This is a genomic window from Pseudomonas putida (genome assembly GCF_016406145.1).
Taxonomy (GTDB): Bacteria; Pseudomonadota; Gammaproteobacteria; order Pseudomonadales; family Pseudomonadaceae; genus Aquipseudomonas; species Aquipseudomonas putida_E.
Genome location: NZ_CP066306.1, coordinates 4,029,079 through 4,053,931 on the forward strand (window position 1 = coordinate 4,029,079; position 24,853 = coordinate 4,053,931).

Here is a 24,853-nt window from a genome sequence, read left to right on the forward strand (position 1 = left end):
TGCGCCTATCCGTTGTAACTGCCACACCGTCGGCCCGCCGGAATGGGCCGCCCGGGGCGCCTGCGCGCCGAAAAATCCGCCAACAAAAACAATAAGTCCGGGAATCACAACATGAAGCGCATCGCATCAACCCTGTTGCTGGGCAGCAGCCTGCTGGCCACCCTCCCCTCGCATGCAGGCGAATGGCTGCTGTGGCACGGCGAAAGCCTGACCTATCTGTATGGCAAGGACTTCAAGGTCAACCCAGACATCCAGCAGACCATCACGTTCGAGCACGCCAACAAATGGAAGTACGGCGACACCTTCCTGTTCGTCGACAAGATTTTCTACAACGGCAAGCCCGATGCCAGCAAAGGCGTGACCACCTACTACGGTGAGTTCAGCCCGCGACTGTCGTTCGGCAAGATCTTTGACCAGAAGCTCGCCTTCGGGCCGATCAAGGACGTGCTGCTGGCCATGACCTACGAGCGTGGCGAAGGCGACAACGAGGCCTACCTGATCGGCCCCGGTTTCGACCTGAACATTCCCGGCTTCAACTATTTCACCCTCAATTTCTACCTGCGCAACACCGAAGGCGGCCGCCCTGGCGACGACGTCTGGCAGATCACCCCCGGTTGGTCGTACACCATTCCTGTGGGCAGATCGGACATTCTGATCGACGGCTACATGGACTGGGTTCCCGACAACGACCAGAACAGCCGCGGTACCTATCACGCCAACCTGCACTTCAACCCCCAGGTCAAATACGACCTGGGCAAGGCGCTCAACCTGGGCGCCAAACAGCTGTATGTGGGCTTTGAGTACAGCTATTGGAAGGACAAGTACGGCATCGACAGCCGCGGCAATCTGGAGAGTAACCAGAGTGTCGCCAGCGCCCTGATCAAGGTACATTTCTGAAAACCTGATCAAACGCCCAAGTTTGATACACGCTGCTCCAGGACGGAGCACTTGAGGCCAGGCGCGCAAGCCAGTAATCTGCGCGCCCCCTCGAACAGGGCAGGATGGATCCTGCCCGCGTTTACTGACCGCTCAGTCAATGAATTCGGGCGGTTAGCCGACGTGTTGCCAGCCGGAAATACCCATTTTCAGCCGTTCAGAACGAGTCGAGCAGGAAGGTTGTAGCCAATCCGGAAAGTTGGCGCAGCTCTTGCCAAACAACTGTGGCCAATCGAAAAAAGCTGACTCAAAAGACAAAAAAAGCGCCAATACCGAGCGCTGACAACAGACCAATCAAGGGAGCGACACTCGCAATGCGTACCATCAATAGCCTGATTCTCGCGGGCGGCCTGCTGGCCTGCGGCACCACCTACGCCGATGACCTGCTGCAGTGGCAGAACAACAGCCTGACCTACCTGTGGGGCAAGAACTTCAAGGTCAACCCGGCGATCCAGCAAACCGTCACCTTCGAGCACGCCGATGGCTGGAAATACGGCGACAACTTCATCTTCGTCGACAAGATCTTCTACAACGGCAAGAAGGACTCGGGTAACGGCGACAACACCTACTACGGTGAAATCAGCCCGCGTCTGTCGTTCGGCAAGATCTTCGACCAGAAGCTCGCCTTCGGCCCGGTCAAGGACGTGCTGCTGGCAATGACCTATGAGTTTGGCGAGGGTGATACCGAGTCCTACCTGATCGGCCCTGGCTTCGACCTGGACATCCCGGGCTTCGACTACTTCCAGCTGAACTTCTACCAGCGCACCACCGACGGCAGCCGGGCCGGTGACAACGTCTGGCAGATCACACCGGTGTGGTCGTACACCATCCCTGTGGGCTCCTCCGACATCCTCATCGACGGTTTCATGGACTGGGTGGTCGACAACGACGAGAACCGCCGCGGTACCTACCAGGCCAACCTGCACTTCAACCCGCAGGTCAAATATGACCTGGGCAAGGCGCTGCATCTGGGTGAGAAGCAGTTGTATGTGGGCTTTGAGTACGACTACTGGAAGAACAAGTACGGGATCAAGGATTCCGACGGGTTCACCACCGATCAGAACACTGCAAGCTTCCTGGTCAAGGTTCACTTCTGATCCTGGGGGCTGCTGTGCAGCCCCATCGCGACACAAGGCCGCTCCTGCAATGATCGCCGTAGGAGCGGCCTTGTGTCGCGAAGGGCCGCAAAGCGGCCCAATTCACCTTCATCGAGCCGGGCGCAGCACTCGCCACAACTTGCCAAATCCACTGACCACCGCTAACACCACGGCCCCCGCAACAATCCCCACCCCACCATTGAGCAACGCTCCAGTAAGCGCCCCACCCCGCCCTTCACTGAACGCCTCGATGGCATGATGCAGCGGCGCAACACCGTGCACCAGAATCCCGCCACCTACCAGGAACATCGCCGCAGTCCCGATCACCGACAGGCTCTTCATCATGTAAGGCGCCGCCCGTAGAATGCCGTTGCCCACCACCTGGGCCGCTTTCGAGGCTTTCTGAGTCATCCACAAGCCCAGGTCATCTAGCTTGACGATACCGCCCACCAACCCATAGACACCCACGGTCATGACGATCGCAATGCCCGACAGCACGACGATCTGCTGAGTCAGCGGCGCATCGGCCACAGTGCCCAAGGTGATGGCGATGATTTCTGCCGAAAGGATGAAGTCGGTGCGCACCGCCCCCTTGATCTTGGTCTTCTCGAAGGCCACCAGGTCGACGTTCGCATCGGCAACGGCTTCGCTGCGCGCACTGTGCTCGGCAGCATCCTCCTCCTTGCTGTGCAAGAACTTGTGTGCCAGCTTTTCGAAGCCTTCGAAACACAGGTAGGCGCCACCAATCATCAGCAACGGCGTCACCGCCCATGGGATGAACGCGCTGATCAGCAGCGCCGCCGGCACCAGGATCGCCTTGTTGACGAACGAGCCCTTGGCCACCGCCCACACCACCGGGATCTCGCGCTCGGCGCGCACACCGGTGACCTGCTGGGCGTTGAGTGCCAGGTCGTCGCCCAGCACACCCGCGGTTTTCTTCGCCGCAACCTTGGTCATCAACGAGACATCGTCAAGTACCGTAGCAATGTCGTCGATCAGTACCAGTAAACTGCTTCCTGCCATGTCTGCCTGTTTCCCGTGAAATGAATGGGCCGGAGTCTAGCCCAAAGTCGCTGCCTTGAGCCCCCCTCGGGCCCGGTGCTACCATGCCCGATCCCTCTTAGAGGTGGCCAGACACGAGGAAGATCCCTGACCATGAGCACCATTCGCGAGCGCAACAAGGAACTGATCCTGCGCGCGGCCAGCGAGGAATTCGCCGACAAGGGCTTCGCCGCCACCAAGACCAGCGATATCGCGGCCAAGGCCGGCCTGCCCAAGCCGAACGTGTACTACTACTTCAAGTCCAAGGACAACCTCTACCGCGAGGTCCTGGAGAGCATCATCGCGCCGATCATGCAGGCGTCCACGCCGTTCAATGCCGACGGCGACCCCAAGGAAGTGCTGAGTTCGTACATCCGCTCGAAGATCCGCATTTCGCGCGACCTGCCGCATGCCTCGAAGGTGTTCGCCAGCGAGATCATGCACGGTGCGCCGCACCTCTCGCCCAACCAGGTGGAACAGCTCAACGAGCAGGCACGCCACAACATCGAGTGCATCGAGCGCTGGATCGAGCGCGGGCAGATTGCCAAGGTCGACGCGCACCACCTGATGTTCAGCATCTGGGCGGCAACTCAGACCTATGCCGATTTCGACTGGCAAATTTCGGTGATCACCGGCAAGGCCAAGCTGGCCGACAGTGATTACGAAGCAGCAGCCGAAACCATCATTCGGCTGGTGCTCAAAGGCTGTGAGCCCGAGGCGGCCTGACAAGGCCAGTGGGACTGCTCTGCAGCCCTATCGCGACACAAGGCCGCTCCTACAAGAGATTGGGTAACCTCTGTAGGAGCGGCCTCGTGTCGCGAAAGGGCCGCAACGCGGCCCCGGCAATTTAAAGCCTTACGCAGCTACACCCGCATCCGCCGTCAACCCCGCCTCTTCGATCGCACTGATTGCACACTGCTCGTCGATATCCGACGTATCGCCGCTGATCCCTACCGCACCCAGCACCTTGCCGTCCTGATCGCGAATCAGCACGCCACCTGGCGCCGGCACCACCGGCCGCTCACCCACACCATTCAACGCAGCAAAAAACGCCGGCCGCTGCTGCGCATCCAGCGCCAGCAAGCGCGAGCCCTTGCCCAGGGCAATCGCGCCCCAGGCCTTGCCCGTGGCCACCTCAGGGCGAATCAGGCTGGCGCCATCTTCGCGCTGCAGGGCCAGCACATGCCCACCGGCATCCAGCACCACCACCGTCAACGGCGCAGCATTGATCTTGCGGCCCGCCGCCAGCGCTGCGTTCACCAGGCTGACAGCGACTTTCAGGTTCAAAGCGTTCATGGAAAGGTCCTCTTCTTGTTGTGAGAAGCCCGGAGGGCAGTTGAAAATCGATCATTCAAATAGAACACAACTGCAATCACTTTTGTATACAATAAATTGAAACGATCGTATGCGATGACGCAAATCGCCGTTTTCATGGGCGCTCGGACGAAAGCAACCTCCCCCGATGAAAACCCATTGACCTGAACCGCCAGCCGTGAATACACTCTGGCACAAAGCAAGTTGTATACAATTACAAAATCGATGAGGCACAACCCATGAGCAAAATGAGAGCAATCGATGCAGCCGTTCTGGTCATGCGCCGTGAAGGTGTAGATACCGCGTTCGGCATCCCAGGGGCTGCCATCAACCCGTTGTACTCGGCCCTGAAAAAAGTCGGTGGCATCGATCACGTCCTCGCTCGTCACGTTGAAGGCGCCTCGCACATGGCCGAGGGTTACACCCGCGCCAACCCAGGCAACATCGGCGTGTGCATCGGCACCTCCGGCCCCGCCGGCACCGACATGGTCACCGGCCTGTACAGCGCATCGGCCGACTCCATCCCGATTCTCTGCATCACTGGCCAGGCGCCACGTGCCCGTCTGCACAAGGAAGACTTCCAGGCTGTCGACATCACCAGCATCGTCAAGCCCGTCACCAAGTGGGCGACCACCGTTCTGGAACCAGGCCAAGTGCCTTATGCCTTCCAGAAAGCCTTCTACGAAATGCGTACCGGCCGCCCAGGCCCTGTGTTGATCGACCTGCCGTTCGACGTGCAGATGGCCGAAATCGAGTTCGACATCGACGCCTACGAGCCGCTGGCCGTCAACAAGCCCTGCGCCACTCGCGTGCAGGCTGAAAAAGCCCTGGCCCTGCTCAACGACGCCGAGCGCCCACTGCTGGTGGCCGGTGGCGGCATCATCAACGCCGACGCCAGCGACAAGCTGGTGGAGTTCGCCGAACTGACCGGCGTGCCAGTCATCCCGACCCTGATGGGCTGGGGCACCATCCCGGACGACCACGCCCAGATGGTCGGCATGGTCGGCCTGCAGACCTCGCACCGCTACGGCAACGCCACCCTGCTCAAGTCCGACCTGGTGTTCGGTATCGGTAACCGTTGGGCCAACCGTCACACCGGTTCCGTTGACGTTTACACCGAAGGCCGCAAATTCGTTCACGTCGACATCGAGCCTACCCAGATCGGCCGCGTGTTCACTCCTGACCTGGGTATCGTTTCCGATGCAGGCCTGGCGCTGGACGTGTTCATCGAAGTGGCCCGCGAGTGGAAAGCCGCCGGCAAGCTGCAGTGCCGCAAAGCCTGGCTGGAAGACTGCCAGCAGCGTAAATCGAGCCTGCAGCGCAAGACCCACTTCGACAACGTACCGGTCAAGCCGCAGCGCGTTTACGAAGAGATGAACCAGGTGTTCGGCAAGGACACCTGCTACGTCAGCACCATTGGCCTGTCGCAAATCGCCGGCGCGCAGTTCCTGCACGTATACAAGCCACGCCACTGGATCAACTGTGGCCAGGCCGGCCCGCTCGGCTGGACCATCCCGGCGGCACTGGGTGTGGTCAAGGCCGACCCGAAACGCAAGGTTGTGGCGCTGTCGGGTGACTACGACTTCCAGTTCATGATCGAAGAGCTGGCCGTGGGCGCGCAGTTCAACCTGCCGTACGTACACGTGCTGGTGAACAACGCCTACCTGGGCCTGATCCGTCAGGCGCAGCGTGGCTTCGACATGGATTACTGTGTACAACTGGCGTTCGAGAACATCAACTCCACCGACGCCGCCACCTACGGTGTCGATCACGTCGCCGTGGTCGAAGGCTTGGGCTGCAAGGCCATCCGTGTCTTCGAGCCGGGTGAAATTGCCCCGGCACTGCTCAAGGCACAGAAGATGGCCGAAGAGTTCCGAGTACCGGTCGTGGTGGAAGTGATTCTGGAGCGTGTGACCAACATTTCCATGGGCACCGAGATCAACGCGGTCAACGAGTTCGAAGACCTGGCTCTGGTCGGCAACGACGCGCCAACCGCCATCTCGATGCTGGACTGATCGCCTGACGCCCCCGTGCTGCGCCCTACCTGAGGGCGCCGGGGGCCTTCATCGCAAGGAGACACATCATGCCTCGCTTCGCTGCCAACCTGTCCATGCTGTTCACCGAACAGGACTTCCTGGCCCGCTTCAAGGCTGCCGCCGATGCTGGTTTCAGCGGCGTCGAATACCTCTTCCCGTACGACTTCAGCGCTGCCGAAATCAAGCAGCAGCTCGACGCCCACGGCCTGACCCAGGTGCTTTTCAACCTGCCGGCCGGTGATTGGGGCAAAGGTGAGCGCGGAATCGCCTGCCATCCCGACCGCGTCGAAGAATTCCGCGCCGGTGTCGACAAGGCCATCGAATACGCCAAGGTGCTGGGCAACACCCAGGTCAACTGCCTGGCCGGCATTCGCCCCCAAGGCCTGCAGTGCGCCGACGTGCGCAAGACTTTCGTCGACAACCTGAAGTTCGCCGCCGACAAGCTCAAAGCCGCTGGCATTCGCCTGGTCATGGAAATGATCAACACCCGCGACATCCCGGGCTTCTACCTGAACACTACCCGGCAGGCCCTGGAAATCCAGGCCGAAGTGGGCAGCGACAACCTGTTCCTGCAGTACGACATCTACCACATGCAGATCATGGAAGGTGACCTGGCTCGCACCATGGAAGCCAACCTGAAACTGATCAACCACATCCAGCTGGCCGACAACCCGGGCCGTAACGAGCCGGGCACCGGCGAAATCAACTACCGCTTCCTGTTCGAACACCTGGACCGCATCGGTTACCAGGGTTGGGTAGGCGCGGAGTACAAGCCGCTGACCACCACCGAAGCAGGCCTGGGCTGGCTGAAGACACACAACGCAATCTAAGAACGCTCGCAGAACCTGCTGCAGGGGCGACCTTGTGTCGCGAAGGGCTACAAAGCACCCCCGGCAGATTTCCTGCGTAACTGAGATCGAGGGGCCGCTGCGCGCCCCTTCGCGACACAAGGCCGCCCCTACAGGGGGCCGGGTCGCCTGCTCACATAAATATAAAAGAGGTAATTTCTCATGGCTAAAATCGGTTTCCTCGGCACCGGCATCATGGGCAAGCCCATGGCTCAGAACCTGCAAAAAGCAGGTCACAGCATTTTCGTTTCCACCCACCACGAGGCCGCACCGGCTGACCTGATCGCCGCTGGCGCAGTGGCGCTGGCCAACCCGAAAGAGGTTGCCCAGGAAGCCGAGTTCATCATCGTCATGGTGCCGGACACCCCGCAGGTCGAAAGCGTTCTGTTCGGTGAAAACGGCGTCGCCGAAGGTGTAGGCCCGAACAAGGTGGTGATCGACATGAGCTCGATCTCCCCGACCGCCACCAAAGTCTTTGCCGAGAAGATCAAGGCCAATGGCGCCGCCTATCTGGACGCGCCAGTGTCCGGTGGTGAAGTCGGTGCCAAGGCCGCGACCCTGAGCATCATGGTCGGTGGCTGCCCGAACGCCTTCGAACGCGCCCTGCCGCTGTTCGAAGCCATGGGCAAGAACATCACCCGCGTCGGCGGCAACGGTGACGGCCAGACCGCCAAGGTCGCCAACCAGATCATCGTCGCCCTGAACATCCAGGCCGTCAGTGAAGCCCTGCTGTTCGCGGCCAAGAACGGCGCAGACCCTGCCAAGGTGCGTGAAGCGCTGATGGGCGGCTTCGCCTCCTCGAAGATCCTCGAAGTGCATGCCGAGCGCATGATCAAAGGTACCTTCGACCCAGGCTTCCGCATCAACCTGCACCAGAAAGACCTGAACCTGGCCCTGCAAGGCGCCAAGGAGCTGGGCATCAACCTGCCCAACACCTCCAACGCCCAGCAAGTGTTCAGCACCTGCGTGGCACTGGGCGGCGGCAACTGGGACCACTCGGCGCTGATCAAAGGCCTGGAGCACATGGCCAACTTCTCGATCCGCGGCGAGAAATAAGCTTCAAGCTGTAAGCCTCGAGCGGCAAGCAAAAGCAGGTCTGCTTTTACTTGCGGCTTGTAGCTTGAAGCTTGCAGCTCTGGGGACCGCCCCTGGTTCGGCCTGCACGGAGGCAGTTCCAGGGGCGTTTTCGATTCTGCAGAACAACAATAATTGGGAGCCTGCCATGTCGGTCGATCCGCAAAAACTTCTCCGCGACCTGTTCGACACAGCCATCGCTGCCGCCCACCCCCGTCAAGTCCTCGAACCCTACCTGCCCGCCGACCGTAGCGGCCGGGTCATCGTCATCGGCGCCGGCAAAGCCGCAGCGGCCATGGCCGAAGTGGTCGAGAAGAGCTGGCAGGGTGAAGTGTCCGGGCTGGTGGTCACACGTTACGGTCATGGCGCCAACTGCCAGAAGATCGAAGTGGTCGAAGCCGCCCACCCGGTCCCCGACGCCGCTGGTCTGGCCGTGGCCAAACGTGTGCTGGAACTGGTCAGCAACCTGAACGAAGACGACCGCGTCATCTTCCTGCTCTCCGGTGGTGGTTCGGCCCTGCTGGCGCTGCCAGCCGAAGGCCTGACCCTGGCCGACAAGCAACAGATCAACAAGGCACTGCTCAAGTCCGGCGCTACCATCGGCGAGATGAACTGTGTGCGCAAGCACCTCTCGGCGATCAAGGGCGGCCGCCTGGCCAAAGCCTGCTGGCCCGCCACTGTCTACACCTATGCCATTTCCGATGTGCCCGGCGATCTGGCTACGGTCATCGCCTCCGGCCCCACCGTGGCCGACCCGAGCACCTCGGCCGATGCCCTGGCGATCCTCAAGCGCTACAACATCGAAGCGCCCAAGGCCGTCATCGACTGGCTCAACAACCCCGCCTCAGAAACCGTCAAGGCCGATGACCCGGCCCTGGCCCGCAGCCACTTCCAGCTGATAGCCAAGCCCCAGCAATCGCTTGAAGCCGCTGCAGTGCAAGCCCGCCAGGCCGGCTTCAGCCCGCTGATCCTCGGCGACCTAGAGGGTGAATCGCGCGAAGTGGCCAAGGTGCATGCCGGTATCACCCGGCAGATCGTCCAGCACGGGCAGCCGCTGAAGGCGCCTTGCGTGATCCTTTCTGGCGGCGAAACCACTGTCACCGTACGCGGCAATGGCCGTGGCGGGCGCAATGCGGAGTTTTTGCTCAGCCTCACCGAAAGCCTCAAGGGCCTGCCGGGCGTGTACGCCCTGGCTGGTGATACCGATGGCATCGATGGCTCGGAAGAAAACGCCGGCGCCTACATGACGCCAGACAGCTTTGCCCGCGCCGAGGCACTGGGCCTGTCGGCCAGTGACGAGCTGGACAACAACAACGGCTACGGCTATTTCGCCGCACTCGATGCGCTGATCGTCACTGAACCGACCCGCACCAACGTCAACGACTTCCGCGCCATCCTGATCCTTGAGACTGCACAATCATGACGCCTGATAAAAAAGTCAAAATCCTCGCCACCCTCGGCCCTGCGATCAATGGCATCGACGATATCCGCCAGCTGGTAGAAGCCGGAGTGAACATCTTCCGCCTCAACTTCAGCCACGGCGAGCACGCCGACCACGCCCTGCGCTACCAGTGGATCCGCGAGGTCGAGCAGCAACTGAACTACCCGCTGGGCATTCTCATGGACTTGCAAGGGCCCAAGCTGCGCGTGGGCCGCTTCGCGGAAGGCAAGGTGCAGCTGCAACGCGGCCAGGCCCTGCGCCTGGACCTGGACAAGACCCCGGGCGACAGCCGCCGGGTCAACCTGCCACACCCTGAAATCATCGCAGCCCTTGAGCCCGGCATGGACCTGTTGCTGGACGACGGCAAGCTGCGGCTGCGCGTAACCGCCAAGCACAACGACGCCATCGACACTGAAGTGCTGAACGGTGGCGAGCTGTCCGATCGCAAGGGCGTCAACGTACCGCAGGCAGTACTCGACCTCTCCCCGCTTACTGAAAAGGACCGCCGCGACCTGGCCTTTGGCCTGGAACTGGGCGTGGACTGGGTGGCCCTGTCGTTCGTGCAGCGCCCTGAGGACATCGTCGAAGCACGCCAGCTGATTGGCGATCGCGCCTACTTGATGGCCAAGATCGAGAAGCCATCGGCAGTCGAACAGCTGCAAGCCATCGCCGAACTGGCAGACGCGATCATGGTGGCCCGCGGTGACCTTGGCGTGGAAGTGCCAGCCGAAAGCGTGCCGCAAATCCAGAAACGCATCATCGGCACCTGCCGTCAGCTGGGTAAACCGGTGGTGGTGGCCACGCAGATGCTCGAATCCATGCGTTTCTCGCCAGCCCCGACCCGCGCCGAAGTCACTGACGTGGCCAATGCCGTGGCCGAAGGTGCCGATGCGGTGATGCTGTCGGCCGAGACCGCCTCGGGTGATTACCCACTGGAAGCGGTGCAGATGATGAGCAAGATCATCCGCCAGGTGGAGAACGGCCCTGACTACCAGGCCCAGCTCGACGTTGGCCGGCCCAAGGCTGAAGCTACGGTGTCGGACGCCATCAGCTGCGCGATCCGCCGCATCAGCGGCATCCTGCCGGTGGCGGTGCTGGTCAACTACAGCGAGTCGGGCGCCTCGACCCTGCGCGCCGCACGCGAGCGGCCACGGGCGCCGATCCTCAACCTGACGCCGAACCTGGTCACTGCCCGCCGCCTGAGCGTGACCTGGGGCGTGCACTCGGTGGTCAATGACCGTTTGCGCCAGGTAGATGAGGTGGTCTCCACCGCACTGGAAATTGCCCAGGCGCAAGGCATGGCCAGCCGTGGTGATACGTTGCTGATCACTGCCGGTGTGCCGTTCGGCAAGCCGGGCTCGACCAACAGCCTGCGGATCGAGACCTTGGTCTGAGATTGCCGGGGGCGCTTTGCGCCCCTTTCGCGACACAAGGCCGCTCCTACCGGCGAACGCGAAACCCTGTAGGAGCGGCCTTGCGTCGCGAAAGGAGGGCAAAGCCCTCCCCTGGCACTACAACGACAGACACGCGGAAAACCGAGGCCCAAAGAGGCCCACCGCTCCTCCCTCAACCTTACCGACTGCCCATGTACACCAAAAATTTCGTCAACCCGTGCCCCGACTGGGCCACGGCGCTACTCAACGGCTTCAGCCAGGTGCTGCTGCTGCGCAATCCCCTGTGCGGTCTGTGCTGCCTGCTGGCCATTCTGCTGACCGCGCCCAACCTGGTCGGCGGCGCCCTGCTCGGCGCCCTGGCCGGCCTGCTCACCGCCCAGGCCCGCGGCTACGACCGCGCCGACCGTCAGGCCGGGCTGTACAGCTACAACGGCGTGTTGATCGGCATCCTGATCAGCGCCGTGCTGCCCTGGTCGGCCATATTGCCACCGCTGATCATCGCTGCCGGCGGGCTGTCCAGCATCATTACCCACCAGTGGCGCAAGCGCGGCGGCAAGCTGCTGATCGCCTATACCGCACCGTTTGTGCTGCTGGGCTGGGCCGTGCTGCTCTTCGCCAGCCCCTCGCCCAGCGGCTTCGTCGAAGCCGACCCGCTGTATGCCCTGGCGCGTGGCGTAGGCCAGATCTTCCTGCTCGACCAGCCCCTGGCCGGGTTGCTGATCATCGTCGGCATGTTCATCGCCAACCCTTATGCGGCAATGTGGGCGGTGATCGGCTCGGCCATCGGCGGCGGTGTGGCGCTGCTCGCCGACCAGGCACAGGCCGCATGGCTCGGCCTGTATGGCTTCAACGCCGCGCTGGCGGCACTGGCCTTCAGCAGGCAAGGTGAAAAACCTTGGGTGACACTGCTGGCCATCGCCCTGGCTTTGTTGTTACAACCGCTGTTCAACATGATGCCTATTGCCGGGTTGACAGCGCCGTTCGTACTGGCCTGCTGGCTGACGCATTCGGGCAACCACTTCTGGCAGTTTCTATTGCGGCGCAATATCTGGCGTCTACATAACTGAAAGCCAGAACACCGCATGTGCAGAACTCTGTCAGCCCCTTCGTGCCACTCACCAATGACCAAGGGATGCCAGCACCTGCGCCCTGATAAACGCCCTGGAGCGTTCGATATCGCCGATCTGAGTGCTCTGGGCCCGCTGATGGTTGGGAGTCATCTGGCTCAGACTCATTGGCTGTGTGCCCGGCCTGTGTTCCCTGTGCCAATGGTCTTTCCAATACTCTCCAAGCTCATCGATAGTTGGCCCTTGTGACTGTACACCTACCGATTTCCCTATTGGACGCCCCTTCACAGGCCCAGCACTGAAGCCTCCGGTAATGCCAGAATCGCTAATTTCCACGAATTTCTTCGAAACAGTGCTCGCAAGCTGATACTTGCCGGGACCTTTTTTAAGCTCCGGGGAAACTCGATCATTGATCGGTTGTACAGGGGTGAACACGGCCACTTGCCTTACCCGCCCCGGCCAGCGTTTCAAAATGCCTGCTCCACCAGTCGGGTCTGAACGATTGACCGGATCACCTTGGCAATAGGAATAAGTGTTAACCCCACCCTTACCGAACGGGCTCAACACATCCGGGCTGAAAAAACGCATAAGTGCAGGGCAATAGAACCGATGCCCATTGCCCAGTGCATAGCCCTGCAGTACCTCGTCCTTCAACTCGCCGTTGAACCCCAACGCAGCGCCCGGCCCTTTTTGCGAATAGCCATAAGCAGTGTATGACAGCGCCCGCCATGCCAAGTCCCGTAGCTCATTTACTCTTTTCATTACCGTCTCACACACTCGCCCATGCCTGACGCCATTCTGCGACCAACACTCACATGCCTGAAACTAGCACTTTTGCCAGTTCAGCCTGTTGCAGGGCCGGTCACTACCAGCCCTTGGCCGGGTTGCTGATCATTGTCGGGATGTTCATTGCCAACCCCTATGCAGCGATGTGGGCTGTGCTCGGTTCAGCCATTGGCGGCGGTGTGGCGCTGCTCGTTGACCAGGCGCATGCTGCATGGCTGGGCTTGTTCGGCTTCAATGCCGCACTGGCAGCCCTAGCGTTCAGCCGACAGGGTGAAAAGCCTTGGGTCACGTTGTTGGCAATCGCCTTGGCCCTGCTGCTCCAACCGGTGTTCAAGCTGCTGCCTGTACCCGGCTTGACCTCCCCCTTTGTCGCAACCTGCTGGCTGATGCATCTGGGCAAAAACGCATCAGAACCGGGCCGTACAGCCGCCGCCCATTCCCCAGGAAATATCCTTGCACTACGCCATCAAGTAGCTGGCCGTTGTAACCCAATCGGTTGCTCCTTGCTCCGCTATGCAATGAGCCATAGACCGAAAATGCAAAAGTTTCGGGTAACCTTCGAACCCGACTCACTCCAACGTCCATCCCTACCTCCAAGCTGAGCAGCACGAGTGCTTGATGTTGCATCGCGCTCCCGAAAATCGCACCTGGCAGTTCTACCAGGCTGGCTCAGTTCTTCTTCAGATTGCATGTACTTACGCAGACCCTCTAGGCTTGATGCTCACACCATCGCAAGAGGCCTCGCATGTCCAGCTCCCAATCCCTGCGCGAACGGCTCTATGTCATCGTCTTCCAGACCGACACCGTCGCCGGCCGGCGCTTCGACAAGACCCTCCTGCTGATCATCCTGGCCAGCCTGGTCACGGTGATCCTCGACAGCATCGACGAGATTCACCAGAACTACGCAGGCCTGTTGGCGGGTATCGAGTGGGGCTTCACCGCGATCTTTCTCGCCGAGTACATCACGCGCCTTTACTGCTCGCCCAAGCCCATGCGCTACGCCTTCAGCTTCTACGGCCTGGTCGACCTGCTGGCGATCGTGCCGGGGATCATCGCCCTGTACTACAGCGACGCGCAGTACCTGCTGATCATCCGGGTAATCCGCATGCTGCGGATTTTCCGGGTGCTCAAGCTCGGCCAGTACCTGAACCAAGCCAATTACCTGATGGCGGCACTGCGCGGCAGCAAGCAGAAGATCATCGTGTTTCTGCTCAGCGTGTCGACACTGGTCACTGTGTTCGGCACCTTGATGTATGTGATCGAGGGGCCGGAGCACGGTTTTACCAGCATCCCCAAAGGCATCTACTGGGCCATTGTCACGCTCACGACCGTGGGCTTTGGCGATATTGTGCCGAAAACACCGCTGGGGCAGGTGCTGTCTTCGCTGGTGATGATCACTGGTTACTCGATCATTGCCGTGCCCACCGGGATCTTCACTGCCGAGCTGGCCAATGCCATGCGTGGCGAACAGTTGCGGCATGACTGCCCAAACTGCCACAAGGGCACGCATGGCCACGACGCGGCATTCTGCTCGCGCTGTGGTCAGGCACTGTTCGGCAAGCGCGACTGATCCTGCGCCAGCGCCTCGCGTGTCAGCGCCACCAGCACATCGCTGCGCGCTGCCTGGCGCTCGGCGTGGACTACCCCGACCCTGGCCAGGTATTCGGCCTCGGGTACCGATTCGGCGCTCTCCAGCAATGCTTGCATGCGCGCGTGGAATGGCGCATCGGCCGCCTCCAGGCGTGCTGCCTGCGTGCGTTGCAGATGCTCCTGCCAGAATTCGCGCTGAGCCAGCGAAACGGCAATCTGCTCATCTGTCTCGTTTGCCTGCACCCGCGCTCGCGCCGCCTCAACGCGTTCAGGCCCCACTCCGGCCACTGCGGTAAACAGCATACTGCCAGGTTGGGCGGGCAGATCGAGTGCGTCACGCAATGCCACGCGATAGGCCAGGCCAACTTCGATCTCATCCGGATCGGCGCCTGCGGCTCGGCGAGCTTGAATGTCTTCCACAACGATGCGATCGACCTCATCCAACCGCCAGAGTTGTCGGCCCAGGTGGAGCAAGGCACCCTGCTGATCGCCACTCCCGGCCTCGATACGCGCACGCCAGACCAGCATGCTCAGTTCCAGGTTGCTGAAACACAACGCCACGCTGTCCTGGCAAGTGAGTTGCTGGTTGATCTGATGGAACAACATCTCTCGCAGGCTGGCGTGCTCCTGCATGGCCTGCAGCATGATGAACACCCGCTCCGCCAGTGCTTCGCCGTTCTGCCTGAACTCTGCGGTGTCCAGCAAGCGGCCCAGCAACCGGAAGAAGTCGTCGCCACCGGGCTCCATCTCCAGCGCCTCCCAGCACGCCGACAATTCGTCACGTGCCAGCACGTTGGCGCTGTCCAGCCAACGCTGACGCAAGAGAGTGGTCCCCGGTTGCGCTTCCATTTCCAGGTGTGGCATCGACGCCTGCAGGCCCTCAAGGTCGTGATCGTTCAACGGGTTGCCCCAGAGCATGAGCATGCGCCGGCTCCATACCGGTGCCCGATAGTAGCTTGCAGGCAATGTGGCGATACGGTTGTCGCGCAAGTCGGCTTGCAGCAGGTCGGGGCAACGCAGTACCCCGGGCGGCAACTCCGTCTGGCCGGTATTGCGCAAATACAGCCGTCGCAGCCGAGGCAGCGCGCGCAGAGAAAAACCGCGACCCAATGGGTTGAACGACAGGTTGAGGTACTCCAGGGACTCGCAATGGGCCAGGATGCCCGCCTGTTCCGGGTCGAGCACGATGCGGTTGTTGAACAGGTCCAGCTCGTTCAGGCTGGGCATCTGCGCGATCGCCGCCGGCACTCGGCTCAGGCGATTGCCACTGAGCTCAAGGATGCGAAGCTCTGGAAAAGCGCCCAGGAATGCCACAGGAATATCCTCTAGCTGCATCCCCAGCAACGCCAGTTCAAAAATATGGGAAAACCTGACTTGGGTGGGCAGCTCAGGTAACTGGCCGGGCATGGCAGCGAACATGGCAAAGCGGAAACTCTGCGGCGCCTGGATATCGTTCACCCCCGCAGTGATACGCCGCTGCCAGCAGTCGATCAGGCAACGCCGGAAATAACGGCGCTCTTCTCGCAGGCCCCTTGATGTTGCCTGACGCTCCCACTGCTGCAGCCGTTCGCGCAACGCCGCAAGCTCGTTGCCCAGGCGGGTGATTTCCCCATGGACATCGCTGCCTGAGGTGCGCAGGCCTTCAATCCAGGCCAGTATCTGCTCGTCGGAGAAGCCTGGATACAAATTGCGGACTGAGGCAAACAACCCTTGTGGAGGCCTTCCACGCCGCCCGCTCAACGGGTAGCCCAGACGACCATCGAGCTGGCGCTGCGGCAGGCGAAACCAGCCGCGCGAGGGTTGTTCACCCAACAGCTGAGTGACCTCGGCGCGATGCGCTACGGCCTGGCGGCTGAGCAGTACGCGCAAGTTGTGGGCGAATGGCTCGCCGACCCCCAACGTATCGCGCAGGTGGTCGTCATAGGCAGAGGCCATGACCTCGAACAGCTCGCCAGCCTGGCCCAGCGGCTGGCCTGCGCCATCCAGGCGGCGAAACTGGCCATCTTCATGGCGGATCGCACATTCAGGGCCGCCTTCCCCGGTGACCAGCAAGGGGGCACCGGCATCGCCATCGAACAAGGCCCAGCGCACGCCACCACCCGCTGGCAAGTGCCTGAGCATGGCAAGCGCCACCCGGGCAAGGTCCAGCTGCTGCTCCACCTCCAGGTAGAACGCTTCGAACACCCTGACCTGACGAATCCGCCGGACATGCACTCGCGCCGCCTCAGCAAGCCTCAACGCCACGCGCCCGCTGTCGACCAGTCGCTCGCGGTCTGCCAAGTGAGCAGTGCGCCACAAAGCGCGTGCCGCAGATTCGTGCAGGCTTGGAAAGACTCGACGCAGTACTGCGGTTTCTGCACTCGATGGAGGCTGGGTAGCGGCGTAGGCCTGCTGGAAGAGCAACCGACGGCGAGCGGCGGCCAGCTCGGCCAACGCCTGATCGCCCAGCCCCTGGCCACCAGGCAATGCGCGTGCTAGCTGCAAGAGTGCAGCGTCGCCCAACGGCTGCCCGGCGCGCAGACGCTCGATCAGTACGCTGATACGCCGGTCCAGCAAAAAGCGTTCGGCGCTGTCGAGCAGCACAGCGTCGGGGGCCTGGCCCTCGACATGCAGGGCGCGCAGGTGATCGGCGTGCAGGTCGTGGATCATCAGAATCTGCTCGATCCGTTCATCATCCAACTCATGCAGGCGTCCACCAAGCCGGCGAAACAAACCATAGCGGTCGTCCCACTGCGCCGGCTGCTCGAACCACAGGCGCCACGCCCCCGCACCGTTGTGGCGCAGCTGCGGGCCATACCCGTCACGCGGGCGTAGTTGCCACTCACCCTGTGCGCCATGCTGCACCACGGGGTAGCAGTGGCCATCCATCTCGACCCAGGCGCGGCCATCGAGCCGATGCACGCCCTCTTCATCCACTTGCGCCTGCAGGGGTGGCACGCTGCGGTAATCGGCCAATGCCGGACGGCACAGCCGGGTACTACCGTCTTCCAGTTGCTCAGGCAGCAAGCTGTCCACCCTCTGCGACCGCCGCCAGGTACGCAGTGCCACCCCCACACCGACAGCAGTGGCGCCCATCACGGCAAGGTCGGTAGCGACATGGGTCAAGTGATTGAGCGCCGCGCTGGTGTCGCCTTCATGCCAGGCCTCGACGCCATGGAACACCTCCTTGAGCAAGCCCCATGCAGTGAATGCCAGCAAACCTGTGCCGATCACCGGAATGAACAGGCCAGCCAGGTTCAGCAGCGCCCAGCCCTCTGCGGCCAGGCGTTGGTCGTGCGCCTGCTGCACGGCCCGGTCGATGCTGGCGACTGGGGCGGCGATCATCGCCGCGTCATCCTTGATCTGCGCGATACGCGCCGTGCCCAGGGTTTCGAACAATGGCAGGCGCAGGGCCTGCATGTGCTCATCGAGGTCGTAGTTGGCCCAATCCGCCAGATCAGCGTAAGCCGGGATGATCACAGAGAAAAATGCCTGGCTGTCCCGACGCCGCACGAAGCGGCTGAAGAACCGCTGATAGTCACGCGTACGTAGCCGCCGCCCCAGGTCATTGGCCAGATGCCGCAGGCTGCTGGACACACACCACGGCCCATGGGGATCATCCGGCACGTACGCCAGCAAACGCCGGGTGGTGTTGCGAACCCAACCCTCATCGATGACGTCCAGCAGCACTATCTGCTCCAGGGTACAGCCCACCAGGCTCAGTTGCCTGGCCATCACCGGATCGCCTTGCAGGCGCGGCGGCGTGCCGTCGCGGCATAACCCCACAATCATCTGCAGTTCGTCGTCGTCGAGTACACCCCTATGCCTGGCCTTGTAGGCCTCCACCAGCATTTTCTGGCGTTGGGCGTCACCCAACAGCATCGCGACGCTTGCGCCCTGGGCCGTCGGCGCCAGCAGCACGCTGTTGAGGTGAGCCTGATATTGACCGCCCAGGTCAAGGCTGCGACACAGCCTGGCAAACGCCACGGCCGACGGTGGTTTGGCAGCGCCTTTACGCGCACTGGTCAGCCGGTTACCCCGCGGCTGGCCGCCCTCCTCGGCTTGATCTTTAGTGAAATTGCGCAGCGCGGCTTCCAGCAGTGGCATGTCGTCATACACCAGTTCGGTAAGGTGCACGCCCACAGGCTGTGCGTTGATCACCGGTTCACGGTGGCCGGCAATGAAGGACCAGAGATGCACGTTGAAAGGCTCGCCATCGGGCCCTTCCAAGGCCTGCTCCAGACGGCTTTTCGCGAAGCTGTCGATACCTTCCAGGCGTGCAAGCACTGCACTGAGTTGCTGACGCAAGGCCAGGCTCTGGCGCAACGCTTCACTCAGGCCCGGCAAATGTTCGGCGCGGGCTGCTCGCAGCCACTGTGGCAGGCGTGCGGCAATCAATTGATCCTGGAAGGCCTGTTCCAGGGCAATTCCATCGGGCTGCTGGTCGGTTTGGTAAGTCATGGCTCGCTCCTCCTTCGGGAGGCGCGAGCTTAGGTATGGCCCATGGCTGAAAGTGGTTAGATACCTAACACCCGCCTGGGCGCGCGCATAAGCAAAGAGCCATTCGGTCTTTAATCGCCGCGAAGCGAACGGCTATAGTCACTGGCACACTGCCAACCCTCTGAACCATAACAAGGAATGCTTCGTGAAAAAGCTATTCACCGCCTCGCTGCTGGCTGCTGGCCTGGCGCTGGGCAACTTGGCCCACGCCGCCCCGACCCTGTTGAATGTGTCCTACGACGTGATGCGTGACTTCTACAAAGACTACAACCCGGCCTTCCAGAAGCACTGGGAAGCCGAGCACAACGAGAAGGTCCATGTGCAGATGTCCTTCGGTGGCTCGAGCAAGCAGGCGCGTGCAGTGATCGACGGCCTGCCGGCCGACGTCATCACCATGAACATGGCCACCGACATCAATGCGCTGGCCGATATCGGCAAGCTGGTGCCGGACAATTGGGTTACACGCCTGCCCAACAACAGCGCCCCGTTCACCTCAGCCACTGTGTTCATCGTGCGCAAGGGCAACCCCAAGGCACTGAAAGACTGGCCCGACCTGCTCAAGGACGGCGTGCAGGTAATCGTGCCCAACCCGAAGACCTCGGGTAACGGCCGCTACACCTACCTGTCGGCCTGGGGCTATGTGCTCAAGCAAGGTGGTGACGAAAACAAGGCCAAGGACTTCGTCGGCAAGCTGTTCAAGCAGGCACCGGTACTCGATACTGGTGGCCGTGCCGCGACTACGACTTTCATGACCAACCAGATCGGCGATGTGCTGGTGACCTTCGAGAACGAAGCCGAAATGATCGCCCGCGAATTCGGCCGCGACCAGTTCGAAGTGGTCTACCCGAGCGTGTCGGCCGAGGCCGAACCACCGGTGAGTGTGGTCGACAAAGTGGTAGCGAAGAAGGGCACCCAGGCCGTGGCCGAGGAGTACCTCAAGTACCTATGGTCGCCGGCAGCCCAGGAAATCGCGGCACAGAACTACCTGCGTCCACGTGATGCAACCGTACTGGCCAAGTACACCGACCGCTTCCCGAAGGTCGACTTCCTGTCGGTGGAGAAAACCTTCGGTGACTGGCGCACCGTGCAGAAGACCCACTTCAACGATGGTGGGGTGTTTGACCAGATCTATACCGGCCAGTAATTGAGCTCTGCCCTCACTGGGCGCCATCATGACGCTCAGTGAATCTGTCCCAGAGCATCAGGCCGGTGACTTACCGCGAAATACCAAGGCCTTCAACCCCCCCGCCGGATCGGCATCCGGAAACTCCGGCGGGTTGTCCAAGCGCTCGAAAAAAGCCAACGCCGGGGCCTGCTCAGCCATGCCCTCGATCAGAAACTCCGGCCCGATCGCCGGATCATTCACGCACGCCAGCACAGTCCCACCCTCGGTCAGCAACTCTGGCAAGCGCCGCAAGATCTTCGCGTAATCCTGGGTCAGCACGAAACTGCCTTTCTGGAAGGTGGGCGGGTCGATGATGATCAAATCGTAGGGTCCGTACTTGCGCACCTTGCCCCACGACTTGAACAGCTCATGCCCCAGGTACGCCACTCGCGACGCGTCGTGGCCATTGAGCCGGTGGTTGTCTCGGCCACGTGAAAGCGCCGACTTGGCCATGTCCAGGTTGACCACCTGCTCAGCGCCGCCGGCGATGGCCGCGACCGAAAAGCCGCAGGTGTAGGCGAACAGGTTCAGCACGCGCTTGCCCGCCGCCTGCTCACGCACCCAGCGTCGGCCGTAGCGCATGTCGAGAAACAGGCCGTTGTTCTGCCGCACGCCAAGGTCCAGCAGGTAGGTCAGGCCATCTTCGATCACTTCGCGCTGCTGGCACGGCTCGCCCCACAGCCACTGCCCCGGGCTGTCCGGCAGATAACGATGCTGGATGAGGATCGCTTGGCCGGCCCACTGTGGACGCTCGGCGAAGTGACGCAGCATGGCCTCTAGTTCTGCCAGCTGGCCTTCGGGTGGCTCACGGAACAACGCTACCGACAGCACGCCCTGCAGCCAGTCGACGGTGACCTGCTCCAGCCCCGGCCAGCAACGGCCGCGGCCATGGAACAGGCGGCGAGTTTCCTGCGGGGCGGGGTCGAGGGCGGTGAGCAGATGCTGTTCGAGGGTGTGGATCGGCGAAGTCATGGCGGGTCGCAAGCAGATAAAAGAGAGCATTCTACCCCGCGAGGCCGCTGCGCGCCCTATCGCCGGCAAGCCGGCGCCCACTACCGCGCCGTTCCTGAAGGCTGCACTTCATCTGTGGCAACCGGCTTGCCGACGATAGGTCATACAGCGTCCTCACTAGCCTTTGGCAATGATCGGCGCCGAACGGAACCACCACCCTTGCTGCATGCCCGCCGCCGCCAGCAAGATCAGCGCGACACCGAGCCATTGCAGCGGCGCCAGGCGGTGCCCGAAGGCCACCCAGTCGACCAGGATCGCGGCAATCGGGTAGATGAATGAAAGGGCACCGGTCAATGCCGTGGGCAGGCGCTGGATGGCGCTGTACAGCAGCACGTACATCAGCCCCGTGTGCACCATGCCCAAGGTCACCAGGCTGGCCAACGCCGAAGGCTCGCCAGGCAACCCACCCAGCTTGACCCACGGCGCCAGCAGCATTACGCCGGTCGCTACCTGGATCAAGGCAATGAGGTGCGGCGGCGTGCCGTTCAGGCGCTTGATGATCAACGCGGCAGTGGCATACAGAAACGCCGCCCCCAGCGCCAGCGCAATGCCCATCAGGTACTCTTCACCGCTGCCCTGCCCTGTGCCATGGGCGCTGACGATGGCCAGCATGCCAAGGAACGCCACGCTCAGCCAGGTGACCTTGGCCACAGTGATCTTCTCGCCCAGAAACACTGCCGCTAGCCCCACCAGCAGGAACGGCTGGACGTTGTACACCGCTGTGCCGATGGCAATCGACGCCCGCGAATAGGAAGCGAACAGCAACACCCAGTTGCCGACGATGGCCACGCCGCTGGCAATTGCCAAGAGGAAGGCCGTGCGGGTGATCACACCGGGCTTGAGGAACCCGAACGCCGCGCAGATCACCAACAACGTGCCAGTACCGAACACGCAACGCCAGAACACCACGTCCAGCACCGACTGCCCGGACACCAGCACGAACCAGCCGATGGTTCCGGAAATCAGCATGGCAGCGACCATTTCCAGCGAGCCACGGCGCAACGAACTGTCCATCTAACACCTCCCTTGACGATGACGACAGTATGCAGAGGCTGATGGTTGACCATCCAGCTGATAACTAAGGCAATATGGCAAATCAGCCTTTACTATCAAGGCAAAAACCCTGATTACCCTTATGAGGCGCATATGACCGATGCCATCGACCAGCTCCTGATCAACGCCCTGATGGAGGATTCCCGCCGCTCACTGAAAGCGCTGGCGCAGATCACTGGGCTTTCCGCCCCCAGCGTCAGCGAGCGCCTGCGCCGTCTGGAAGAGCGCGGCGTGCTGCGGGGTTACACCGTGGATGTAGATGCGCGCAGCTTTGGTTACCAATTGCAAGCCATCGTGCGCATTCGTCCGCTACCGGGGCAGTTGCAGGAGGTAGAACGGCAGATTGTCGCGATTCCAGAGTTCACCGAGTGCGACAAGGTAACGGGCGAGGATTGCTTTATTGCTCGACTGCATGTGCGGTCGATGGAGCAGCTCGACGCCCTGCTTGACCGTATCAATGTGCTAGCTGACACCAACACGGCGATCATCAAGAAGAGCCCGGTAAAGCGGCGCTTGCCGCCTATGGACTAAGGCGGCTGGAAAACCTGACCCGCCTCTGTACACACGAATGTCACCTTAGGTGCCATTTTTGTGTGCATAAGTGCTAGCAATGCCCCAATACGTTACATGCTTTTCACAACTAAATCTGACCAAATGATCAACTAATTATCTGAATAAAAAATTAAATCTGTTCAATTGGTCAACTTATATTTCCTTCAATTCATCTAGTTAGCTGTCACATAGGTAGTTTCAAAACAGTGGCAACTTCATGTACGGTTTTCGCCTGGCATGGAACTCGCTTTTGTGTGTTCGTGTTTTGTATACAAGTTAAACAAAACATAAATACACAAGAACCCGCGACGCCGCCCCTACCCGGCCGCCGCGCCCAGAACCCAGTGATGCCAACGCTGCACTGACGAGATGGCGAGCCCGTGCGCATGCCCGCTCATCGCAGTCCATGTGCATCAGGAGCCTGCCGGAATGAGTACCAGCCTCGACCTTGCCCCTGAACTATCCGTCGCCAGCACCAACCCCTCTTCCTCGCTGGCCGGCCATGCGCCACAACTTGAACTGAGCCCGCGCCTGCATAACCGCGACCTTGCCCCGACGCGCATAGAGGGCCGCCGCTGGGGGCGCTACAGCATCTTCGCGCTGTGGACCAACGATGTGCACAACATTGCCAACTACTCCTTCGCCATGGGCTTGTTCGCCCTGGGCCTGGGCGGCTGGCAGATACTCTTGTCATTGGCGATCGGCGCCGCGCTGGTGTACTTCTTCATGAACCTGTCCGGCTACATGGGGCAGAAGACCGGCGTGCCGTTCCCGGTGATCAGCCGCATCGCCTTCGGCATCCATGGCGCGCAGATCCCTGCGCTGATCCGTGCAGTGATTGCCATCGCCTGGTTCGGCATCCAGACCTATCTGGCGTCTGTGGTGCTGAGGGTGCTGCTCACCGCCGTGTGGCCGCAACTCGCCAGCCATGACCAAGACAGCATCCTCGGCCTGTCGAGCCTGGGCTGGGTGTGCTTCGTGGCGATCTGGCTGGTGCAGTTGGTGATCCTGGCGTACGGCATGGAGATGGTGCGCCGCTACGAGGCATTCGCCGGCCCGGTGATCTTGCTGACCGTGGCCAGCCTGGCGGTGTTCATGTACTTCAAGGCCGATGCGCGCATCGCCTGGTCGGTGGCCGAGCCGCTGACCGGTTACGAGATGTGGCGCAACATCTTCGCCGGCGGCGCGCTGTGGTTGGCGATCTACGGCACACTGGTGCTCAACTTCTGCGACTTCGCCCGCTCCTCGCCGTGCCGCAAGACCATCCGCGTAGGCAACTTCTGGGGCCTGCCGGTGAACATCCTGGTCTTCGCAATGATCACCGTGGTGCTGTGCGGCGCACAGTTCCAGATCAACGGCCAGATAATCGACAGCCCGACCCAGATCGTTGCCAGCATCCCCAACACTGCCTTCCTGGTCCTCGGTTGCCTGGCCTTCCTGATCGTCACCGTGGCGGTGAACATCATGGCCAACTTCGTCGCCCCGGCCTTCGTGCTGAGCAACCTGGCGCCGCGGCACCTGAACTTTCGCCGCGCGGGGTTGATCAGCGCCACCCTGGCCGTGTTGATCCTGCCATGGAACCTCTACAACAGCCCGCTGGTGATCGTCTACTTCCTGTCCGGCCTGGGCGCCCTGCTGGGCCCACTGTACGGGGTGATCATGGCCGACTACTGGCTGCTGCGCAAAGGCTGCATCAACGTGCCGGAGCTGTACAGCGAACACCCGGCCGGGGCCTACCACTACAGCAAGGGCATCAACCTGCGTGCGGTCGCCGCGTTCCTGCCGGCCGCGCTGCTGGCCATCGTCCTGGCGCTGGTGCCCAACTTCCATGCCATCGCGCCGTTTTCCTGGCTGATCGGTGCCGGTATCGCCGCCGCGCTGTACCTGCTGATCGCCCCGCGCAACCGCCAATACGCTGATGTCAGCGGCGAATGCATCGCCGTCGACCATAGCAGCCACTGATCAAGGA

18 protein-coding genes and 2 pseudogenes are annotated in these 24,853 nt (G+C 61.6%); 14 read left to right on the forward strand and 6 right to left on the reverse strand.

Annotation, left to right across the window (positions count from 1 at the left end):
* Positions 1-111 precede the first annotated feature (111 nt).
* Together JET17_RS18370 and JET17_RS18375 are read left to right on the forward strand one after the other, a co-directional pair.
* Positions 112-897 (forward strand): outer membrane protein OmpK, encoded by a 786-nt coding sequence (locus tag JET17_RS18370; RefSeq protein WP_012315449.1) that lies wholly within the window; start codon positions 112-114, stop codon positions 895-897.
* Positions 898-1,250: 353 nt separating this feature from the next.
* Positions 1,251-2,033, forward strand: a complete 783-nt coding sequence (locus JET17_RS18375) for an outer membrane protein OmpK (protein WP_012315450.1) — start codon at positions 1,251-1,253, stop codon at positions 2,031-2,033.
* 108 nt (positions 2,034-2,141) lie between these two features.
* Here JET17_RS18375 and JET17_RS18380 read toward each other — a convergent pair whose 3' ends face one another.
* The gene (locus tag JET17_RS18380) at positions 2,142-3,056 is read right to left on the reverse strand and encodes a DUF808 domain-containing protein (RefSeq protein WP_012315451.1); all 915 of its coding nucleotides are present in this window, start codon (positions 3,054-3,056) and stop codon (positions 2,142-2,144) included.
* Between the two features lie 132 nt (positions 3,057-3,188).
* Here JET17_RS18380 and JET17_RS18385 point away from each other — a divergent pair, with 132 nt between their 5' ends.
* Complete coding sequence (locus JET17_RS18385) at positions 3,189-3,800, forward strand: TetR/AcrR family transcriptional regulator (protein WP_012315452.1); 612 nt, start codon at positions 3,189-3,191, stop codon at positions 3,798-3,800.
* A 129-nt stretch (positions 3,801-3,929) separates the two neighbouring features.
* Here the strand turns inward: JET17_RS18385 and JET17_RS18390 are convergent, their stop codons facing one another.
* Positions 3,930-4,370 carry a GlcG/HbpS family heme-binding protein gene (locus JET17_RS18390; RefSeq protein WP_012315453.1) on the reverse strand — a complete coding sequence of 147 codons (441 nt, stop codon included), beginning with the start codon at positions 4,368-4,370 and terminating at the stop codon, positions 3,930-3,932.
* A 257-nt stretch (positions 4,371-4,627) separates the two neighbouring features.
* Between JET17_RS18390 and gcl the strand changes: the two genes are divergently transcribed.
* From gcl to JET17_RS18420, 6 genes are all read left to right on the forward strand, one after another.
* Complete coding sequence (gene gcl, locus JET17_RS18395) at positions 4,628-6,403, forward strand: glyoxylate carboligase (protein ID WP_012315454.1); 1,776 nt, start codon at positions 4,628-4,630, stop codon at positions 6,401-6,403.
* A gap of 68 nt (positions 6,404-6,471) precedes the next feature.
* Complete coding sequence (gene hyi, locus JET17_RS18400; protein ID WP_012315455.1) at positions 6,472-7,254, forward strand: hydroxypyruvate isomerase; 783 nt, start codon at positions 6,472-6,474, stop codon at positions 7,252-7,254.
* A 180-nt stretch (positions 7,255-7,434) separates the two neighbouring features.
* Positions 7,435-8,328, forward strand: coding sequence for a 2-hydroxy-3-oxopropionate reductase (locus JET17_RS18405; protein ID WP_012315456.1), 894 nt, complete (start codon positions 7,435-7,437; stop codon positions 8,326-8,328).
* Between the two features lie 166 nt (positions 8,329-8,494).
* Positions 8,495-9,769, forward strand: coding sequence for a glycerate kinase type-2 family protein (locus tag JET17_RS18410; RefSeq protein WP_012315457.1), 1,275 nt, complete (start codon positions 8,495-8,497; stop codon positions 9,767-9,769).
* The gene (gene pyk / locus JET17_RS18415; protein ID WP_012315458.1) at positions 9,766-11,181 is read left to right on the forward strand and encodes a pyruvate kinase; all 1,416 of its coding nucleotides are present in this window, start codon (positions 9,766-9,768) and stop codon (positions 11,179-11,181) included. Before JET17_RS18410 ends, pyk begins: the two co-directional genes overlap by 4 nt.
* A 191-nt stretch (positions 11,182-11,372) precedes the next feature.
* Positions 11,373-12,248, forward strand: coding sequence for an urea transporter (locus JET17_RS18420; RefSeq protein WP_012315459.1), 876 nt, complete (start codon positions 11,373-11,375; stop codon positions 12,246-12,248).
* A 468-nt stretch (positions 12,249-12,716) separates the two neighbouring features.
* Here JET17_RS18420 and JET17_RS27360 read toward each other — a convergent pair.
* Positions 12,717-13,010: pseudogene (locus JET17_RS27360) on the reverse strand (RHS repeat-associated core domain-containing protein); the annotation flags it as partial.
* A gap of 107 nt (positions 13,011-13,117) precedes the next feature.
* On the opposite strand from JET17_RS27360, the pseudogene JET17_RS18430 reads away from it, so the two are divergent.
* Positions 13,118-13,474, forward strand: a pseudogene (locus tag JET17_RS18430) (urea transporter); the annotation flags it as partial.
* A 305-nt stretch (positions 13,475-13,779) separates the two neighbouring features.
* A complete protein-coding gene (locus JET17_RS18435) occupies positions 13,780-14,604 on the forward strand; it encodes an ion transporter (protein WP_012315462.1) in 825 nt (274 codons plus the stop codon).
* Here JET17_RS18435 and JET17_RS18440 read toward each other — a convergent pair.
* Positions 14,577-19,064 (reverse strand): NEL-type E3 ubiquitin ligase domain-containing protein, encoded by a 4,488-nt coding sequence (locus tag JET17_RS18440; RefSeq protein ID WP_012315463.1) that lies wholly within the window; start codon positions 19,062-19,064, stop codon positions 14,577-14,579. The genes JET17_RS18435 and JET17_RS18440 overlap by 28 nt on opposite strands.
* 184 nt (positions 19,065-19,248) lie before the next feature.
* On the opposite strand from JET17_RS18440, the gene JET17_RS18445 reads away from it, so the two are divergent.
* Complete coding sequence (locus JET17_RS18445) at positions 19,249-20,247, forward strand: sulfate ABC transporter substrate-binding protein (protein ID WP_012315464.1); 999 nt, start codon at positions 19,249-19,251, stop codon at positions 20,245-20,247.
* Positions 20,248-20,304: 57 nt separating this feature from the next.
* Here JET17_RS18445 and JET17_RS18450 read toward each other — a convergent pair whose 3' ends face one another.
* Together JET17_RS18450 and JET17_RS18455 are read right to left on the reverse strand one after the other, a co-directional pair.
* Positions 20,305-21,240: a class I SAM-dependent methyltransferase gene (locus tag JET17_RS18450; RefSeq protein ID WP_085984882.1), complete on the reverse strand. Its 936-nt coding sequence runs from the start codon at positions 21,238-21,240 to the stop codon at positions 20,305-20,307.
* 156 nt (positions 21,241-21,396) lie between these two features.
* The gene (locus JET17_RS18455) at positions 21,397-22,293 is read right to left on the reverse strand and encodes a DMT family transporter (RefSeq protein ID WP_012315466.1); all 897 of its coding nucleotides are present in this window, start codon (positions 22,291-22,293) and stop codon (positions 21,397-21,399) included.
* Between the two features lie 132 nt (positions 22,294-22,425).
* Here JET17_RS18455 and JET17_RS18460 point away from each other — a divergent pair, with 132 nt between their 5' ends.
* Together JET17_RS18460 and JET17_RS18465 are read left to right on the forward strand one after the other, a co-directional pair.
* Positions 22,426-22,863 (forward strand): Lrp/AsnC family transcriptional regulator, encoded by a 438-nt coding sequence (locus tag JET17_RS18460; RefSeq protein ID WP_012315467.1) that lies wholly within the window; start codon positions 22,426-22,428, stop codon positions 22,861-22,863.
* A gap of 450 nt (positions 22,864-23,313) precedes the next feature.
* Complete coding sequence (locus tag JET17_RS18465) at positions 23,314-24,846, forward strand: NCS1 family nucleobase:cation symporter-1 (RefSeq protein WP_012315468.1); 1,533 nt, start codon at positions 23,314-23,316, stop codon at positions 24,844-24,846.
* The last annotated feature ends 7 nt before the right edge of the window (positions 24,847-24,853 follow it).

Excerpts from the sequence above, each read along its gene's own strand:
- JET17_RS18370 (WP_012315449.1), top strand. The coding sequence starts at position 112 with ATGAAGCGCATCGCATCAACCCTGTTGCTGGGCAGCAGCCTGCTGGCC.
- JET17_RS18375 (WP_012315450.1), top strand. The coding sequence starts at position 1,251 with ATGCGTACCATCAATAGCCTGATTCTCGCGGGCGGCCTGCTGGCCTGC.
- JET17_RS18380 (WP_012315451.1), bottom strand. The coding sequence starts at position 3,056 with ATGGCAGGAAGCAGTTTACTGGTACTGATCGACGACATTGCTACGGTA.
- JET17_RS18385 (WP_012315452.1), top strand. The coding sequence starts at position 3,189 with ATGAGCACCATTCGCGAGCGCAACAAGGAACTGATCCTGCGCGCGGCC.
- JET17_RS18390 (WP_012315453.1), bottom strand. The coding sequence starts at position 4,370 with ATGAACGCTTTGAACCTGAAAGTCGCTGTCAGCCTGGTGAACGCAGCG.
- gcl (WP_012315454.1), top strand. The coding sequence starts at position 4,628 with ATGAGCAAAATGAGAGCAATCGATGCAGCCGTTCTGGTCATGCGCCGT.
- hyi (WP_012315455.1), top strand. The coding sequence starts at position 6,472 with ATGCCTCGCTTCGCTGCCAACCTGTCCATGCTGTTCACCGAACAGGAC.
- JET17_RS18405 (WP_012315456.1), top strand. The coding sequence starts at position 7,435 with ATGGCTAAAATCGGTTTCCTCGGCACCGGCATCATGGGCAAGCCCATG.
- JET17_RS18410 (WP_012315457.1), top strand. The coding sequence starts at position 8,495 with ATGTCGGTCGATCCGCAAAAACTTCTCCGCGACCTGTTCGACACAGCC.
- pyk (WP_012315458.1), top strand. The coding sequence starts at position 9,766 with ATGACGCCTGATAAAAAAGTCAAAATCCTCGCCACCCTCGGCCCTGCG.
- JET17_RS18420 (WP_012315459.1), top strand. The coding sequence starts at position 11,373 with ATGTACACCAAAAATTTCGTCAACCCGTGCCCCGACTGGGCCACGGCG.
- JET17_RS18435 (WP_012315462.1), top strand. The coding sequence starts at position 13,780 with ATGTCCAGCTCCCAATCCCTGCGCGAACGGCTCTATGTCATCGTCTTC.
- JET17_RS18440 (WP_012315463.1), bottom strand. The coding sequence starts at position 19,064 with ATGACTTACCAAACCGACCAGCAGCCCGATGGAATTGCCCTGGAACAG.
- JET17_RS18450 (WP_085984882.1), bottom strand. The coding sequence starts at position 21,240 with ATGACTTCGCCGATCCACACCCTCGAACAGCATCTGCTCACCGCCCTC.
- JET17_RS18455 (WP_012315466.1), bottom strand. The coding sequence starts at position 22,293 with ATGGACAGTTCGTTGCGCCGTGGCTCGCTGGAAATGGTCGCTGCCATG.
- JET17_RS18460 (WP_012315467.1), top strand. The coding sequence starts at position 22,426 with ATGACCGATGCCATCGACCAGCTCCTGATCAACGCCCTGATGGAGGAT.
- JET17_RS18465 (WP_012315468.1), top strand. The coding sequence starts at position 23,314 with ATGAGTACCAGCCTCGACCTTGCCCCTGAACTATCCGTCGCCAGCACC.